The sequence below is a fragment of the Francisella sp. 19X1-34 genome (assembly GCF_041102755.1).
Classification (GTDB): Bacteria; Pseudomonadota; Gammaproteobacteria; order Francisellales; family Francisellaceae; genus Francisella.
The window spans coordinates 17,312-33,073 of the sequence record NZ_JBGCTX010000007.1 but is presented as its reverse complement, the minus strand read 5'-3'; the positions used below and the strand labels follow the sequence as shown (position 1 = coordinate 33,073).

Genomic DNA, 15,762 nt, shown 5'->3' with positions numbered 1-15,762 from the left:
TCTGTAATTATATGGATTTCTTTTTCAGACATTTAAACTTGGATAGTGAGAGTGTTATATCTTCTAGCTCTAATGAGTTTTATTCTTACAAAACTTTATTTGCTAATATAATACAAGCAAGCCATTACTTCAAAAAAAATAATATTACAAATATTGTTTTTTGTGTTAAAAATAGTTACGGCTTTCTATATTCTTTCTTAGGTGCTTTGCATGCAGGGGTTGATGTTTCAATCCTACATGCTGATTACCCATATGAGACTATACTTTCGGTTGCTTCAAAGTTAGAAACAGATTTGGTGGTTTATGATAATTATGATGAGAAGATATTATTCAGAGGGTTTGATATTGAATCGATGTTTCAAGTCACTAGAAATATAGAGTCAGGAGAGTCTAACTATTCATTTAAACGTGAGTTTCACCAGGCAAGTAAAAAAGGACAGATAATCTTGGGTTCTTCTGGAACAACTGGTGAGCCTAAACTTATAAAGCATGATTTTAAAAGCTTAATTAGCACAATAAAATCATACACTAAAGTATTATCCATCAATTTTAGAGATCAGTGTATCATTGCTAGAGCAATGAGTCATATCTCTGGTTTAGGAGAAGTCATATCATGCGTTCTTGCAGGCTGTTCATTTTTAATATTAGAAGATTTAAACAGTACGAGTATTATTGAAAATATTATTAGTTATAAGCCGTCGTATATATCTTTGTCACCATCAGTTGTTTATGAGTTATTAGCTAAAGCAGAACATAATATAGAGTTAAGACGTATATTTAATAAAACACGCAAGGTTCGTGCTGGAGGAGGTTATATCTCTGAGGATATTATAACCAGGTTTTATGAATGCTTTAGGGTTAAGTTAGAAACCTTATATGGTGCAACAGAGTGTAGTCCCATAATGTATAATTATCAAAAAAATGATAAAAAAAAGGCATCTCTAGGTAAACCTATAGATGGTGTTAATGTCAAAATATTAGATAAATATAACCTTCAAAAGGTCAAGGATGGGGATGTTGGTGAACTCTATATCCAATCTGAATCTTTATTTAAATCTTATCTATCGGGTAGTACAAATATTATTGCTAATCAAGATGATTGGTATTGTACTCAAGATCTAGTTAGGAAAGATGAGGACGGTTATTATTGGTTTATTAGTAGAGCAAATGATCTGATACAAAAAAGTAATGAAAGTATCTTTCCAATTGAAATAGAGGAGGCAATGATTAAACATGATAAAATTGTCTCATGTGTCACTGTAGCCAAATCAGATTTTGTTTATAATTTTGTACCTGTTGCGTGGTATAAAACTAAAGATCATATCCCTTTAAGTAAAGAAGATTTACTTCAGCATTTATCAAAATATATTAGAAAATTTATTATGCCTAATATATTCCATCATTGTATTGAGTTCCCGATGTTGTCTAATGGTAAAGAAGATAGAAAAAAGATAGCTAAAATTAGTGAGTCATTAATTTAAAGAGTACTTTATGTTATAGGAGCATTTATATCTAACGTTTGATTAGCTTATCATTATATTTATGTTAATGAAAAAGTCTCTTTTGAGTAGTTGCTTGTGAATACCTATTAACAAAAATTAATTATTTCAAAGTAGATTTTATTATAATATATACTATACTAAAGAAGTATAATTCATGATAGTAATTTACTATGTTATATAAACAAATAAAAACTGTACTAAAGATACCAAAGCATACTGTATATACTCTTATTATATACAGTTTATTGTTAGGTTTTTTATCTCTTACAATACCTGTATCAGTACAGACTTTGGTTAACTTGGTTGGAGTTAGTCTATCTATTAGGCCTGTTATATCTCTTATTACTATATTATTTATACTTTTAACAGCAGCCTTTTTTGTTAGAATTTTTCAGCTAAAATTAGTTGAGGATATTCAGCGTAAAGTTTTTGTTGAGACTGTGTTAAGGATTGTTTCAGCTATTCATAAAGTTGATTTTGATAAATTAAAAAGAATAAATGTTCGCGAAAAAATTAATAGAACGTTTGAGTTAAAATTTTTACAAAAGTCAGTATCTGTGATTTTTATTATCTTACTTGATATTTTTCTACAGACTTTATTTTGCGTGATAATTTTAGCATTTTATCATCCGTTATTTTTAGTGTTTGATATATTGCTTGTTACATGTATATTGCTTACCATATTTATTCCACTAAGAGCGGGCTATGAGGCTGGCCTTAAAGAGTCTAATGCTATATATGATGTTGTTTATTGGTTTGAAGAAAAAACAGCAGAGTTTTTATCATTTCGTCAGCTCCCTAAAGATAGTTCTGTAAATAAGGTTGATACTAAATTATGTACTTATATAGATAGTAGAAAGAATTTCTTTAGTGTTATTTTTAGACAGCATGTTTATATTGGTTTGACATATATTTTTATTAATATTTTACTTCTAGGTATCGGAAGTTATTTAATAATAAATGGTCAGCTTTCTATAGGGCAGTTAATTGCTGCAGAGTTGTTGGTAAATATAGTTCTATTAGGATTATTAAAGTTTAGCCAGTATTTATATGATTGTTATGGTTTCTTAGTAGCAACTAGAAAGATATTGGATCTTTTAGAAATATCAGATCAGCAAGAAGTAGCGCATGAGCATGATAGTGCAGAATTTACTGATAAAGTAGATCTTTTAGAGATTAATTTAGGCGATGATCAGAAATACTGTTTTGATTTTAGTAAAAATCACTTAAATAAGTTATCTTTATCCACCCATGCAGCACAAGCCTTATTAAGCTCTTTCTTCGGTGATACACTAGATAAAACAGTCAAAGTTAATGGCATATGTATTAGAAATTATAGGAAAGATCATGTTAGTGATAATGTCCATATTGCTAGCGGTATAGAGGTGGTTGCAGGTACGGTACTAGATAACCTATGTGATGATTTCTCTCAAGAGAAATTAAAATATTTAAATCAGTTGTTAAAGATGTTTGATATTAGCTTTCTTGAGGAAAAGTTTGATAAGCTTATAGATTCTCAAACAATTAAATATAATGTTGTTTTTGATAGTGAAGTTGTACTAAAAATGAATATCATAAGAGCTATTTTAAAAGATCCAAAGCTTCTTGTATTGATAGATACCTATGGATTAGCTAGTAAAAATAGTAACTTCACAATTACACAAATTTTAGAGAAGTTGGATATACCAACATTAATAATATCTATTGACTAAAGAGGGTAACTATTTCAATGCAGCTAAAGTCATACGCAATGCTAAAAAAGGATCCTAGTTTTAAGAAGATAATTTTTTTAGTATTGTTAAGTATTATTGTTGTCGGAGTCGTTTTGGGAATGATACCATGGCAACAAACCGTCGATGGTTATGGTGATGTTACAACGTTATCGCCATCAGAAAGACAGCAAAATATCTCTGCTCCTATTGGTGGGAGACTAGGTAAATGGTATGTCTTTGAAGGTGATAGAGTTAAAAAAGGCGATCCTATAGTAGAGGTTCTAGATTTAGATCCAGAGGTTGTATCTAGGTTAGAAGATGAGAAGGCTGCTATAGAGTTAGGTATAAAATCTATAAAGCTAGCTATTAAAAATACTAAAAAAAATATTGAAAGGCATAAGTATCTTGTAACAAAAGGTGCAAGTACCGAGAGAATTTATGAGCAAGCTCAAATGGAAATGGTTAACTATACCAAGGATTTAGCTAAAGCAAATGTTGATTTAGCCAAGGTAAAAGTTCAAATAGCTCGCCAACAGAGTCGTTTAGTAAGAGCTCCGGCTGATGGTGTTATTGTTGATCGGATCCATGGTATTGGCGGTGTTATTGTCAAAGATACTGATGTTTTAGCAACAATTGTACCAGATAGTAAGTCTCGAATAGCTGAGATATGGTTAAATAGTATGGATATTCCATTGGTGAGTGTCGGTGATAAAGTAATGCTTCAATTTGAAGGTTGGCCTGCAATTCAGTTTAGTGGCTGGCCTCAAGTTGCTATAGGAACTTTTGAAGGTGAAATTATATTTATTTCTCCTCAGAATAATGCTCAAGGTCAGTTTAAGATTTTTGTAAAACAAAGTGGATCTCGTGATTGGCCATCTCCAGATGTACTTAGGTTAGGTACAAAAGTTCATGGTTGGGTACTGCTAAATAATGTTAGTTTAGGTTATGAGTTATGGCGTAGGTATAATGGTTTCCCAATAAACTTAAATAGTAGCGAACTTCACATAGGCATTGATAAAAATAAGCAGGTTAAGAAGCCAATGACTATTAAAGAGCAAGTAAACAGTCAACCATCGAATATAAAATAACCTTTGTATGTCTTTCTTTATTTTTATGAGTATCTTATAATTTTAAGGGTATTCTTAGATAATTTATTTAGGTGTTTTAAATGGATAAAAAATTAGTACAGCATATTGCTAAGCTATCTAGCTTTGACTTAACAGATACACAGCTAGAACAGTATACCCAAGATCTTACAAATATCTGTGAGATCCTAGATACGGTCAAGGATTTTGACGCCCAAGGTGTCAAGCCTATGGTTTCACCTATTACCATGGATTTTAAATTTCGAGAAGATATTCCCCAAGATCAGGATAATAGAGCAAGTTTTGATAAGTTTGCTTGTGAAGTTGTTGATGATTACTTCATGGTGCCACAGGTTGTTAAATAGGTTTAGTTATGTCATATATTAAAAAATTAAGAGCTCGTCTAGATAATGGCGAGATAACTTCAGTTGAGCTAGCTAAGCAATATTTAGCTAAAATAAAAGATCAAGATAAACAGATAAATTCTGTGATTACTTTATGTGAAGAGCAAGCGATAAAAGAAGCTAAAGAGGCTGATAGTATTATATCCGAAGGTAAGCAAGGACTATTAACAGGTATTCCTATTTTGCATAAAGATCTTTTTTGTACTAAAGATATAAAAACTACAGCAGCATCAAAAATGTTAGATAATTTTGTTGCTCCTTATGATTCTACAGTAACCAAAAACTGTAAAGATCAAGGTATGGTAACTTTGGGTAAACTTAATATGGATGAGTTTGCTATGGGCTCTACGAATGAGCATAGTTATTATGGTGCTGTAAGTAACCCTTGGGACTTAGAAAGAGTGCCAGGAGGATCTTCAGGAGGCTCTGCCGCTGCTGTTGCTGCAGGGTTTGCACCAGTTAGCACAGGCTCTGATACAGGAGGCTCTGTTAGACAACCAGCTAGTTTTTGTGGCTTGACAGCAATGAAGCCAACATATGGTAGTACATCTAGATTTGGTATGATCGCTTTTGCATCATCTTTTGATCAGGCTGGGATATTTGGCCACTATGCTGAAGATGTCGCTATTATGTTAGATACTATTGCTGGTGAATGTGAATTTGATTCTACTTGTGTTGGAGCAGAGGAGAATCTATTTACTAAAGATTTAGAGAAAGATATTGCTGGGAAGGTAATAGGTGTAGATGAAAGTTTGATTAAAGATTTACCTACACAAGTTCAACAAGCAGTGAAAAAAACTTTAGAAAAGCTTAAAGAGCTAGGTGTTAAGATTAAATCTGTAAAAGTACCAGATTTAAAAGAGGCTTTATCAACTTATTATATTATTACTCCAGCTGAAGCTGCGGCTAACTTAGCTAGATATGATGGTGTTAGATATGGCTATCGTAACTCTGAAGCTAAGAATTTAGATGAACTATATAGAAAATCGCGTACAGATGGTTTTGGTGAAGAAGTTAAGCGTAGAATTATGATAGGCAACTATGTATTAGCATCTAGCCAATATGATTCATACTATAACAAAGCTCAGCAGCTACGTAGAATGATGACAGATGAAATTAATAAAGTATTTGCTGAAGTTGATGCTATATTTATGCCAGCATCTCCAAGTGAAGCTTTCAAAAAAGGTGATAAGCTAGATCCTGTTTCGGCTTACTTATCTGATATTTACACAATTACTGCAAATATTTCTGGTTTACCTGCTATATCATTCCCAATCGGTTTTGCAAATGGTCTACCTGTGGGTGGGCAGCTTATGGCAAAAGCATTTAATGATAATGTTTTGACACAGATTGTGACACAGTATCAAAAGCATAATGATGTAGAAGAATTTATTTTAGAGCAAGCGAGGATTTAATAGTGAATTGGGAAATGGTAATAGGACTAGAGGTCCACATTCAGTTAAGTACTAAATCTAAGCTTTTTTCAACTTCTGCGACAGAGTATGGTCAACATCAAAATACACAAGCAGCATTTTTAGATTTAGGTTTACCAGGAACTTTACCTGTAGTAAATAAAGAAGTTATTCGTAAAGCAGTAATGTTTGGTTTAGCTGTTGATGCAAAAATTTCAAAGAATAGTTTCTTTGCACGTAAGAATTATTTTTATCCAGATTTACCAAAAGGATATCAGATAAGTCAATCAACAAACCCTATAGTGCAAGAGGGTAGGCTAGATATTGAGACCTCAAAAGGGCAGAAAACTATTCGTATAGAAAGGGCTCATTTAGAGGAGGATGCTGGTAAGTCTTTACATGGTTATGTTGTTGGGGAGACAGGTTTAGATTACAATCGAGCTGGCACGCCACTTTTAGAGATTGTGACATATCCTGATTTTAGGTCAGCTGAAGAAGTAGTTGTGTATTTGAAAAAGCTACATCAATTAGTTAAGCATCTGGGGATTTGTGATGGTAATATGCAAGAAGGGTCATTTAGATGTGATGTAAATCTATCTATTAGACCAGAAGGACAATCAGAGTTTGGGACACGTGCTGAGCTAAAAAACATTAACTCATTTAGATTTATTGATAAAGCTATTGAGCATGAGTATGCTCGTCAAATAGCTGTATTAGAATCAGGGGGAAAGGTTATGCAAGAAACTCGCCTTTATGATGCCGATGCTAATGAAACACGTCCAATGCGCGCAAAAGAAGATGCTTTTGATTATCGTTACTTCCCTGATCCGGATCTTCTGCCTTTGATAATTACAGATGAATATATTGAAAGTATCAGAAAGCAAATGCCTCTTAGACCAGAGGAGCGAGAAGCACTATACCGTGAGCATTTAGTTGAGCAACAGGTGGAGTTCTTGCTATCAAATCTTGAGATTGCTGACTATTATGATAAAGTTGCATTGGTAATAGGTCATAAGCCAGCCTATAATTGGGTTACAGTTGATTTAATATCAACTTTAAATAGAGCTGAAAAAGAATTCTCTAAAGATATTGTCCCTGCTGAAATTTTATTAGATATCATTTCTAATGTACAGAAGGATGTAATATCTCAGGCTAATGCGAAGAAAGTTATAGCTGAGTATATTGAATCAACAGATTCAGTTGAAGTTATTATTGAAAAGCTAGGTTTAAAGCAGGTTTCTGATGAGTCAGCTATACGTGAACTGGTTCAAGGTATAATATCAGCAAACCCTCAACAAGCAACAGATTTTAAAGCAGGGAAAACTAAGCTAATGGGCTTCTTTGTTGGGCAGACTATGAAAGCAAGTAAAGGTAAAGCAAACCCTAAACAAGTTAACCAAATAGTTCAGCAAGAACTAAATAAATAGGAAAGATGTTATGAGAAATACAAATAAATTTTATTATGATCTTATGAAGCTAAATGTTTTGAGCAGTAGTTATGTAGATGATGCTTATAAAGCTGCTTGGGAAGGTAATGTCTATCCATTTTTTCATGATAGTAAATATGAATTTCATTATGAAACAGCTAAATATTTTGATAGAGCTGATGAAAAAACTATGGATAAGCTTTGCTCATTACTTGATGACTATATTGATGAGAAATCAGATTTTACTGATTTTGAAAAGAAAGTAGAAAAAATAGTAGGTAAAGGTAATGTCTTTTATGTCTTAAACTATATATTTAAGGCAGGTCAATATAAGAGACTCTTAGCAAATCTTCAGTTAAACAAAATGCACTTTAGTCAGCATTTTATTGATCGTTTTGAAGCTCATGGCTATTGGATTTAGTCTTTATTTTTCTTAAGTTTTTTAAATATATACCGAAAGATCCATCGTAATTGTGTTCATATGCTTTTGACTATATAGTTGTTGGTACGAATACTCTAAACCCATTAGTACTTTATTATCAAAATAAGCTCGCTGAGAAGAAAGAAGTAATTGTCTTTGTATTCCTATTGGAGACTTCCCAAAAGAAAGAGGAGATGCTGTTAAACGCATAGGTATATTTGTAGCATTATATGTTTGGCCATAAGATGCTCCAAAGTTTGTATTTCTTCCTCTTAGAACTAAAGAGTAGTTTAAAGCGCCGTACCATCCTCCAGCTAAAACATCTTTATTGTTGCCATTGAAGTCTTCTTTATTCGTAGTAGTTGCCCAGCCAGCTCCTACGTTTAAAAAGCCTGAAGCCACAGCGTAAGTTAAGTTACCATTGACATTATAACTACCTATTTTGCCATTAGGATTATTTTGATTTGTTAAAAATGTTTTAAAGTATCCATTCCCAGCACCTGCTACATTATAAACATAACCTGTATTAAAACCAGCAGCTAAGCTATCAGTCCATTTGGCTGCGTAGAAGATTGCAGTTGAAAAGTTTGCTTGATTATCATTAGATCCAAAAACAGCTACGTTAGCGTTTATTATACTGGTTTTATAATTAATAGATACGTTAGTAGCTTTACCTGGAGCTAAAAAGATTATAGGACCTCCAGTCCATGGGCCACCACCACCAAAAGTTCCAACTGATAGTTTGTTTCTTCCTGCAGTTACAAAAAATGGTGAGGTATCTAGATTACCAAAGATTACAAATGCATTGCCTAGTCCAAAACCTTGGGTTTCATCTGTATCAAAGTCAAACTGAGCTGTGACATAGTGACCGATATTTGATAAGAAGAATAGCTTTGCAGCTGTTAGGAAAATATTTTGTCCATTTTGTGGAAGTGTATATTTTGAATTAGATATTCCACTACTACCAAACCATGATTGAGCATCTGCCTCAAGCTTGCCACCAAAGAATATTCCATAATCATCAAATTTACCACGTTGACCTATTAATGTTGAGGCAAATAAGCTACTAGAGATCATTCCTATAGGTATACTGTTACTACCTGAATATGCTCCAAGGAAAGTTACTTCACCTCGTGTAGTAATTGCAGGTGCATTTCCAACGTTTATTCCTCCGCTACTATTGAATATCCCACCTAATGATTTTCCACTTAAGTTTATAATAGAGTTATTTTTGTTAATATTTTTAGTAATTTCAGAATTTTCCTTCTTGTTGGATAGAAATGAGTCCAAACCACTGCTATTAACTTTTGAACTATAAGTTGTGAAGCTAGATGGTTTAGCGGATAATTTTTTTTGTTGTTGTAACTCGAGTAGTTGATATTTAATATTTTTAATTTTTGCTTGTAATTCTTGTATAGTTTTTTTCTCATCTAAATTACTTTGGTTGTGGGTATTATCTGCTTGATCTTTTCCATCAGCAAAAGAAATATCTAAGGTAGTAAGAAAAATTAATAATGTATATATTAATAGTTGTCGAAGGTTTGTTATTAATTGCATTTAATAAATATTAGTTTAACGTTAATTTTAAATAATCCGCGAATAATATATCTTTATGTATTGATAATCAATATCATTAACAGTAATAAATTAGTATTGCGTTATTTTTAATTAAAAGAAGTTAAGAATAGTTATGAAAAGTATCCTAATAACAGGTGCTTAAATATATATAGAAAAATCAATACTGATTGTATTTATATGTTTATAATTATGCAGTTTCTGATGAAAGTATTCCAAAAGAAAGAGGCGATGCTGTTAAAGGCATAGATATGCTTGTAGCATCACATGTTTGTGATCCTTCCTGCAGTTAAAGAGCTTAAGCATAAAACTATAAAAATAGTTGCATTCTTAGAGTCTTTTGTTGCGGAGATAAGAAAAATCGCGAAAAATAAACTATTCATTTGAAATGATAATGATTATTAATTACAATTAGATTGTTAAAATGATAATGCGGATTATCATTATTGTTTTTGAAGAGGATTTATACTTGTCATTCAAGGTAAAGGAGAAAAAATGTCTGAAATACAAAAAACTATAACTCATATCCTTAGTCGTGCAGATTTATCTGATATTGAGCTTAGCCCACAAGAAGTGATTCGAGCTGTGGAAGAAGCGTATTTAACGTATGCTAATAAAGAGTCTTTATGTCCAACAAAGTTAATGATGGAGCTCCCTGATAAACAAAGAGATGCTGTTTCTTATTCGATGCTTGGTTATGATGGCTCCTTACAACAGGTTGGATTTAAGACCTCTTATCGTCAAGGTAGTCAGAATGCTGATAAATATTATACGACAATCAGTTTATATGATGATACAACAGGATTGCCATTTGCATTTATGGATTGTCACCGTGTTGGCGGCTATCGTACTCCAGCAACAACAGCAATAATAGCTAAACACTGTGCAAAAGAAAATGCAGAGTCAGCACTAATGGTTGGTACTGGAGCACAAGGAATTAATACTCTCGCATATCTTTTAACTGCAATTCCTACGCTTAAAACTCTTAGATTATTTGGTACACATCCTGATGGGATTGCTGCTAGTCTTGCAACATTTGCTAAACATTTTCCAGACCGTGAAATAGAGTTTATAGAAGATGTCCCAGCAGCAGTTACTGAATCTGATATTGTAGTAGCTGCATCTGGGCGAGCTGCTCACCCTAAAATTCAGACTAGTTGGTTAAAGCCTGGGGGATTGCTAATTTCAGTTGCTAGTAAAGGGGTGGCTAGTGGTGTATTACAAGATGTTGATTATGTTGTAGCAACAAATAAGATGCAAATGGGTGTTACTGGTAAACGTTTAGCTGGTTCAGAAAATGAAGCATCTATCGATGCTGAATTACCCGATATTATAGCTGGTTATAAATCAGGTAGAAATTCACAGCAGGATAAAGTATTTGCATTCTCAAGTGGAATGATAATTACAGATATTCCTGTTGCTAACGCTCTTGCAACTAGAGCTATTTCAGCTGGACGTGGTACACGAGTTAAACTATGGGGTTAACAATGAATTTAATGAATGCTCTACAACAAGACTGGGCTATTAACGTTCAAAAAGATACTAAACTATTAAATAATATTACTAATGTCATAAATGGACCTTTTCATATTATTCACCCTAAAAGTTTTGCCAATAATTTATTAGGTTTTCAAAAGGTTCTTAATAATCATAATATTACAGGACAAGTTTATTTTGGTAAAAAGGCAAATAAAGCTGGAGCATGGTTGACAGAAGTAGCGAGACTAAATGGTGCGGTTGATGTTGCGAGTATTCCAGAGTTTATACATGCTTTGAGCAAAGGTATTCAAGGAAAAAATATAGGTGTTACTGGGGCAGCAAAGAGTGATGAACTTTTATGGTTGTCTGCACGTCATGGAGCTTTGGTTGCAATTGATGCTTTAGATGAGCTTGAACGAGCTATTAATATTGTTACCAATACAAGTGATAAGTTAAGGATTTTACTAAGAGTACTTCCTCCAAATAGTCCTAATAGTCGTTTTGGACTTAATTCAGAAGATATTGTTACGGCATTAGAGCGATGTAAAGATGTTAAAAACTATATTAGTATGGAAGGTTTTTCGTTTCATTTAGATGGATATTTAGTAAAACCTCGCGTAGAAATGGCATTTATACTAATTGAGTGGTGTACAAAAGCTAGAGAGTATGGTTTTCCTAGTTCATCAATATCTATTGGTGGCGGGTTTGCTTGTAGCTATGTTGATGAAGATGATTGGAATAGTTTTAAAAACACTCACAATCCTAATCAGTTTCATGCAGGTAAAAAATTCAGCCATTTCTATCCCTATCATCAATCGCCAACTGGTGCTGATATGTTAGATGCAATTTTGGATTCATCAGTTGGAAGTATTAGCTTAGCAAATAAGCTTATTAATACACAAATTCAATTATATCTTGAACCTGGTAGGGCTCTTTTGGATGGTGCTGGAATGACAGTCTTTCCAGTTCAAGGCTTTAAGAAAAATGACGAGCATGGCATTGTAACAGTTGCAGGACTTAGTATGAGTCTCTCTGAACAATGGAAAAATAGTGAATTTTTACCTACCCCAATATTAATACAACGTGGTTCAGCTCGCCCACAAGCACCTATTCAAGCAATTATTGGCGGATCTAGTTGTATGGAATATGATGTATTAACTTGGCGTAAAATAAAGTTTTCAGCTATACCGAGATATGGAGACTTAATAATTTATCCAAATACTGCAGGCTATCAAATGGATAAAAATGAGAGTGAATTTCATCAACTTCCTTTACCAAAAAAGGTTGTTGTTGCTGAGCAAGATGAAGGTTTTTCTTGGAGAATAGACAAATGATTACAGAGTATAAATCTACTAAAAAAAGAATCCTAACAGAGGCGTCTGAGCTTATAGGGGGAACTCCGTTATTTGAACTTGCTCGTACAGGGGCAGGTAGTCGATTGCTTTTAAAATTAGAGCAGGTTAACCCTACTGGTTCTTGTAAGGTTAGGATGGCAAGAGAGATGGTCTTAGCAGCAGAGCGTGATGGAAAGCTTAAACCAGGAGGTCATATTGTTGAACCTACTTCTGGTAATACAGGAACAGGACTTGCATTCATTGCTATTGAACGTGGATATAAGTATACCGCTATTGTTGATAATCATGCCTCTCGAGACAAGCTTCTTGCTATGAGGGCTTTAGGTGCTAATTTGATTTTTGTTGAAGGTGGAACTGATAAACCAAGCACAGTTAAAAGACGCCAGGTAGCAGAAGAGATTGCTAAATCTACAGGAGCATTTTGGCCAGATCAACATTATAATCCAAATAACAGTAAGGGATATGCTAATCTTGCTAATGAATTATTAAATGATTTGGGTACAGATGTTGATTATTTGATAGGGGCAGTCGGTACAGGTGGCACAGTATGTGGAACTGTTAAAGAGTTACGTAATTTGGGCTCTAAAGTAACTAGTGTTGGTGTTGAGCCAGTTGGATCTATCATATTTGGAGGTAAACCAGGCAAATATTGGCAAACTGGAGCAGGTGCACCAGAAGGATTTACTGTTGGTACAAATGTTGATCACTCATTAATTGATGAAGGGTTAACAGTCAGTGATATAAATGCTTTTAATACTGCCCGAGTTGTTGCATGTCGGACAGGATTACTTGTTGGAGGTACATCTGGAGCAGCAATTCATGTGGCACTTAAGCGACTAATGTTAGTTGAGCCAAATAGCACTATAGTGGTATTAGTATGTGATGCTGGAGAAAAGTATTTAGATACTGTTTACAATGATGAATGGCTACGTGAGCACAACTTATTAAGTGAATTAACTCAACTGACTGTTCATCAACTTTTTAATGCTTATAAAGACTCTATAACTCTTGCATCTAGAAGGATAGCAGCATAATGATGGAACTCAAACAATACCGAGAAATTATAACTCTTGCAACACCTATCATAGCGCTTCAGTTAGCCCAAGTTGCACTTACGAGTACAGACTTGTTGATGTTAGGTTTGATTAGTGTGGAGGCTATTGCAGCTGGAGGACTTGCTCTAGTTCTTTATAACCAAGTTAGAACGATGTGTGTAGGGATGGTGACAGGACTTGGAAACCTTGTTGCTACAGCAGTTGGTAAGGGTGAAACTAGGACTAATAGCAATAATCTTGATGATGAAGCTATAGAAGAAGTGCAGGATTTGATAAGATCTGGACTGCTTTTGGCAACAGTTACAGCTATTGTTGCAGTTGTATTTATTAGCATACTCACTAATTTCCTTGCTTACTTTGGACAAAGTGAGCTTATCGCAACTTTAGCTAAGCCAATTATGCTTGCATTAGCGCCAGGGCTTCTACCTATGTTGTGGCTTAATGTTTTAAGACAGTACTCAGTTGGTATGCGTCGAGCCGGCTCTCTACTATTAGTTACTTTAGTTTCAGTTGCATTTAATGCTATTTTGAATTTAATTTTTATCTATGGTTGGTTTGGGTTGCCTCGCCTTGGCCTTGTTGGTATAGGGTTAGCAACCACAATAGTTAATTTTGGTATATTTTTTGTTTATCTTCGAACTGTGATGCTTGATCAAGATCTTAATAAGCTTATCTCTTTGAATTTATTTAAAGCTAAGCGAGAAACAGTTGTACATCTTGCTAAGATGGGAATGCCAATCTCATTGACTTATGGATCAGAAGCAGCAATTACTTCTATAGCTACTATTTTTATGGGTACATTTGGACCAATAGCACTTGCTGCATCAAATATTGTTAATCAGCTGGCATATATTGTTTATCAGCTTAATATTGGTCTGTCACATGGCTCTTCTATTTTGGTCAGTCGTGCTATAGGCAAGGGTGAAGCAAATAAAGTTAGGGGTATCGCGTTACGTAGTTTTACTATTAGTTTTTCTGTAATGGCTATTATTGCTATTTTTTACATTGCTGTTCCGAAGCTTGTATTAGGGCTATTTCTTGGAGGAGACAAAGCTGATTCAGCTGTTTTTGCTGTAGCAACAAGTCTTCTATGGTTTGCTATTGCACACCAATATTTCAAAGGCTCTCAAAATATATTTATCGGATTATTACGTGGTCTTGGTAATACAAAAGCTGGTTTTAACACAACAATCATTGGCTATTGGTTGGTTGGTATTCCAGCAATGGGAGTTTTTGGTTACTGGTTAGATTTGAAAAGTTACGGAATCTGGTTTGGCTTATGTACTGGTTTTGCAGTTACAAGTGTTCTACTTGCTTGGTGTTTTATTAGTTTATTAAAGTTTAGGGATTAAATTTGAAAATATATTTTCTAAGGTATGATAATGAAATATGATTTTTGGATCAGGCAAGCTCATAAGGCTTTGGGATTTTTTATAATTATACAATTTCCTTTTGGTATAGCTGCATACTATAAATTATTACCTGATTGGTTAGTTGATTTACATAGATCTTTTGGTTACGTAGCATTAATTCTTGTTATATTTTTAATAATTACAAGAATTATTAATCCAAGTGTGCCTTATAATCCAAAACTATCACTTACCAACTATATATTTGCTAAAATTGTCCATTTTGGATTGTATGTAAGTATATTGGGTATGTCTCTAAGTGGTATTGTAGCATCTATATTTTCTGCACATGAAAGAAAAATATTTTATTTAATACCTCTTCCTCAGATTGCTAATCATACAGGCTTATCTAATTATATTTTTAGCTTTCATCTATTTTTTGCATATATATTAGGTATATGTTTTGTTTTGCACTTATTAGCTATTGTGTATCACAAAATTTTTTTAAAAGATCACATATTATCCAGGATGTGGTAGTAACTTATTAGGAGTACAGAGTATGTTAACATTTAGTCTTAAAAAGATATCAGAACTTATCCCGTCAGAAAAAATATCTAAAGAAAACGCTAACAGCTTATATAAAAGGGTTTTAGAAAGTAGAATATGGAAAGTTCCTATATTAGTTGATATTAATACTAATATAATACTTGATGGACATCATAGATTTTCAGTCGCTAAGAGATTGGAACTTAAATATATACCGTGTTTATTGGTTGATTTTAATTCTTCTATTGTCTCAGTTACCTCATGGAAAACTAGAGAAAAGCTCTGTAAGAAGATGATCTTAGATAGAGCTATTGTAGGAGATTTATTTGATTATAAAACTACAAAGAATGTCTTACATGCTGATGCTGATTTTAGAAGCGATATACATTTGAATATGCTCAAGAAAGATCCTTAGAAACTAAAATTTGATTGTAATTACT

Annotated in this window: 15 protein-coding genes; 14 read left to right on the top strand and 1 reads right to left on the bottom strand. The window is 33.4% G+C overall.

The genetic code is table 11. The features are described 5' to 3' along the window. Positions 1–11: 11 nt before the first annotated feature. The 7 genes from AB8E56_RS02100 (at position 12) to AB8E56_RS02070 (ending at position 7,963) form a co-directional block, all read left to right on the top strand. A complete protein-coding gene (locus AB8E56_RS02100) occupies positions 12–1,481 on the top strand; it encodes a class I adenylate-forming enzyme family protein (protein ID WP_329477469.1) in 1,470 nt (489 codons plus the stop codon). Positions 1,482–1,672: 191 nt separating this feature from the next. Then, positions 1,673–3,214 (top strand): ABC transporter ATP-binding protein, encoded by a 1,542-nt coding sequence (locus AB8E56_RS02095; RefSeq protein ID WP_329477467.1) that lies wholly within the window; start codon positions 1,673–1,675, stop codon positions 3,212–3,214. 17 nt (positions 3,215–3,231) lie between these two features. Beyond that, positions 3,232–4,302, top strand: coding sequence for an HlyD family efflux transporter periplasmic adaptor subunit (locus AB8E56_RS02090; protein ID WP_329477465.1), 1,071 nt, complete (start codon positions 3,232–3,234; stop codon positions 4,300–4,302). A gap of 80 nt (positions 4,303–4,382) precedes the next feature. Then, entirely contained in the window at positions 4,383–4,664 is a 282-nt protein-coding gene (gatC, locus tag AB8E56_RS02085; protein ID WP_329477462.1) for an Asp-tRNA(Asn)/Glu-tRNA(Gln) amidotransferase subunit GatC, read from the top strand. 8 nt (positions 4,665–4,672) lie between these two features. Continuing rightward, positions 4,673–6,118, top strand: coding sequence for an Asp-tRNA(Asn)/Glu-tRNA(Gln) amidotransferase subunit GatA (gatA, locus tag AB8E56_RS02080; RefSeq protein ID WP_329477459.1), 1,446 nt, complete (start codon positions 4,673–4,675; stop codon positions 6,116–6,118). Positions 6,119–6,120: 2 nt separating this feature from the next. Next, positions 6,121–7,542 carry an Asp-tRNA(Asn)/Glu-tRNA(Gln) amidotransferase subunit GatB gene (gene gatB, locus AB8E56_RS02075; RefSeq protein WP_329477457.1) on the top strand — a complete coding sequence of 474 codons (1,422 nt, stop codon included), beginning with the start codon at positions 6,121–6,123 and terminating at the stop codon, positions 7,540–7,542. A gap of 10 nt (positions 7,543–7,552) precedes the next feature. Further along, the gene (locus tag AB8E56_RS02070) at positions 7,553–7,963 is read left to right on the top strand and encodes a hypothetical protein (RefSeq protein WP_329477455.1); all 411 of its coding nucleotides are present in this window, start codon (positions 7,553–7,555) and stop codon (positions 7,961–7,963) included. Positions 7,964–7,984: 21 nt separating this feature from the next. Here the strand turns inward: AB8E56_RS02070 and fslE are convergent, their stop codons facing one another. Beyond that, positions 7,985–9,520 carry a rhizoferrin import outer membrane protein FslE gene (gene fslE, locus AB8E56_RS02065; RefSeq protein WP_329477453.1) on the bottom strand — a complete coding sequence of 512 codons (1,536 nt, stop codon included), beginning with the start codon at positions 9,518–9,520 and terminating at the stop codon, positions 7,985–7,987. A gap of 188 nt (positions 9,521–9,708) precedes the next feature. Between fslE and AB8E56_RS02060 the strand changes: the two genes are divergently transcribed. The 7 genes from AB8E56_RS02060 to AB8E56_RS02030 all read left to right on the top strand — a co-directional run bounded on the left by AB8E56_RS02060 (position 9,709) and on the right by AB8E56_RS02030 (position 15,737). Continuing rightward, the gene (locus AB8E56_RS02060; RefSeq protein WP_329477451.1) at positions 9,709–9,831 is read left to right on the top strand and encodes a hypothetical protein; all 123 of its coding nucleotides are present in this window, start codon (positions 9,709–9,711) and stop codon (positions 9,829–9,831) included. 202 nt (positions 9,832–10,033) lie between these two features. Then, on the top strand, positions 10,034–11,023 hold the full coding sequence (locus AB8E56_RS02055) for an ornithine cyclodeaminase (RefSeq protein WP_329477449.1): 990 nt from the start codon (positions 10,034–10,036) through the stop codon (positions 11,021–11,023). Between the two features lie 2 nt (positions 11,024–11,025). Then, entirely contained in the window at positions 11,026–12,351 is a 1,326-nt protein-coding gene (locus AB8E56_RS02050) for an alanine racemase (RefSeq protein WP_329477447.1), read from the top strand. Beyond that, the gene (locus AB8E56_RS02045; protein WP_329477445.1) at positions 12,348–13,406 is read left to right on the top strand and encodes a cysteine synthase family protein; all 1,059 of its coding nucleotides are present in this window, start codon (positions 12,348–12,350) and stop codon (positions 13,404–13,406) included. The genes AB8E56_RS02050 and AB8E56_RS02045 overlap by 4 nt, the downstream gene beginning before the upstream one ends. After that, complete coding sequence (locus AB8E56_RS02040; RefSeq protein WP_329477443.1) at positions 13,406–14,779, top strand: MATE family efflux transporter; 1,374 nt, start codon at positions 13,406–13,408, stop codon at positions 14,777–14,779. The genes AB8E56_RS02045 and AB8E56_RS02040 overlap by 1 nt, the downstream gene beginning before the upstream one ends. 30 nt (positions 14,780–14,809) lie before the next feature. Further along, complete coding sequence (locus tag AB8E56_RS02035) at positions 14,810–15,313, top strand: cytochrome b/b6 domain-containing protein (protein ID WP_329477441.1); 504 nt, start codon at positions 14,810–14,812, stop codon at positions 15,311–15,313. 22 nt (positions 15,314–15,335) lie between these two features. Continuing rightward, positions 15,336–15,737 carry a ParB N-terminal domain-containing protein gene (locus tag AB8E56_RS02030; protein ID WP_329477439.1) on the top strand — a complete coding sequence of 134 codons (402 nt, stop codon included), beginning with the start codon at positions 15,336–15,338 and terminating at the stop codon, positions 15,735–15,737. Positions 15,738–15,762: the final 25 nt, after the last annotated feature.

What these genes read in the sequence shown, in the direction of transcription:
- AB8E56_RS02100 (WP_329477469.1), top strand. Translation starts at nt 12, where the DNA reads ATGGATTTCTTTTTCAGACATTTAAACTTGGATAGTGAGAGTGTTATA.
- AB8E56_RS02095 (WP_329477467.1), top strand. Translation starts at nt 1,673, where the DNA reads ATGTTATATAAACAAATAAAAACTGTACTAAAGATACCAAAGCATACT.
- AB8E56_RS02090 (WP_329477465.1), top strand. Translation starts at nt 3,232, where the DNA reads ATGCAGCTAAAGTCATACGCAATGCTAAAAAAGGATCCTAGTTTTAAG.
- gatC (WP_329477462.1), top strand. Translation starts at nt 4,383, where the DNA reads ATGGATAAAAAATTAGTACAGCATATTGCTAAGCTATCTAGCTTTGAC.
- gatA (WP_329477459.1), top strand. Translation starts at nt 4,673, where the DNA reads ATGTCATATATTAAAAAATTAAGAGCTCGTCTAGATAATGGCGAGATA.
- AB8E56_RS02070 (WP_329477455.1), top strand. Translation starts at nt 7,553, where the DNA reads ATGAGAAATACAAATAAATTTTATTATGATCTTATGAAGCTAAATGTT.
- fslE (WP_329477453.1), bottom strand. Translation starts at nt 9,520, where the DNA reads ATGCAATTAATAACAAACCTTCGACAACTATTAATATATACATTATTA.
- AB8E56_RS02055 (WP_329477449.1), top strand. Translation starts at nt 10,034, where the DNA reads ATGTCTGAAATACAAAAAACTATAACTCATATCCTTAGTCGTGCAGAT.
- AB8E56_RS02050 (WP_329477447.1), top strand. Translation starts at nt 11,026, where the DNA reads ATGAATTTAATGAATGCTCTACAACAAGACTGGGCTATTAACGTTCAA.
- AB8E56_RS02045 (WP_329477445.1), top strand. Translation starts at nt 12,348, where the DNA reads ATGATTACAGAGTATAAATCTACTAAAAAAAGAATCCTAACAGAGGCG.
- AB8E56_RS02040 (WP_329477443.1), top strand. Translation starts at nt 13,406, where the DNA reads ATGATGGAACTCAAACAATACCGAGAAATTATAACTCTTGCAACACCT.
- AB8E56_RS02035 (WP_329477441.1), top strand. Translation starts at nt 14,810, where the DNA reads ATGAAATATGATTTTTGGATCAGGCAAGCTCATAAGGCTTTGGGATTT.
- AB8E56_RS02030 (WP_329477439.1), top strand. Translation starts at nt 15,336, where the DNA reads ATGTTAACATTTAGTCTTAAAAAGATATCAGAACTTATCCCGTCAGAA.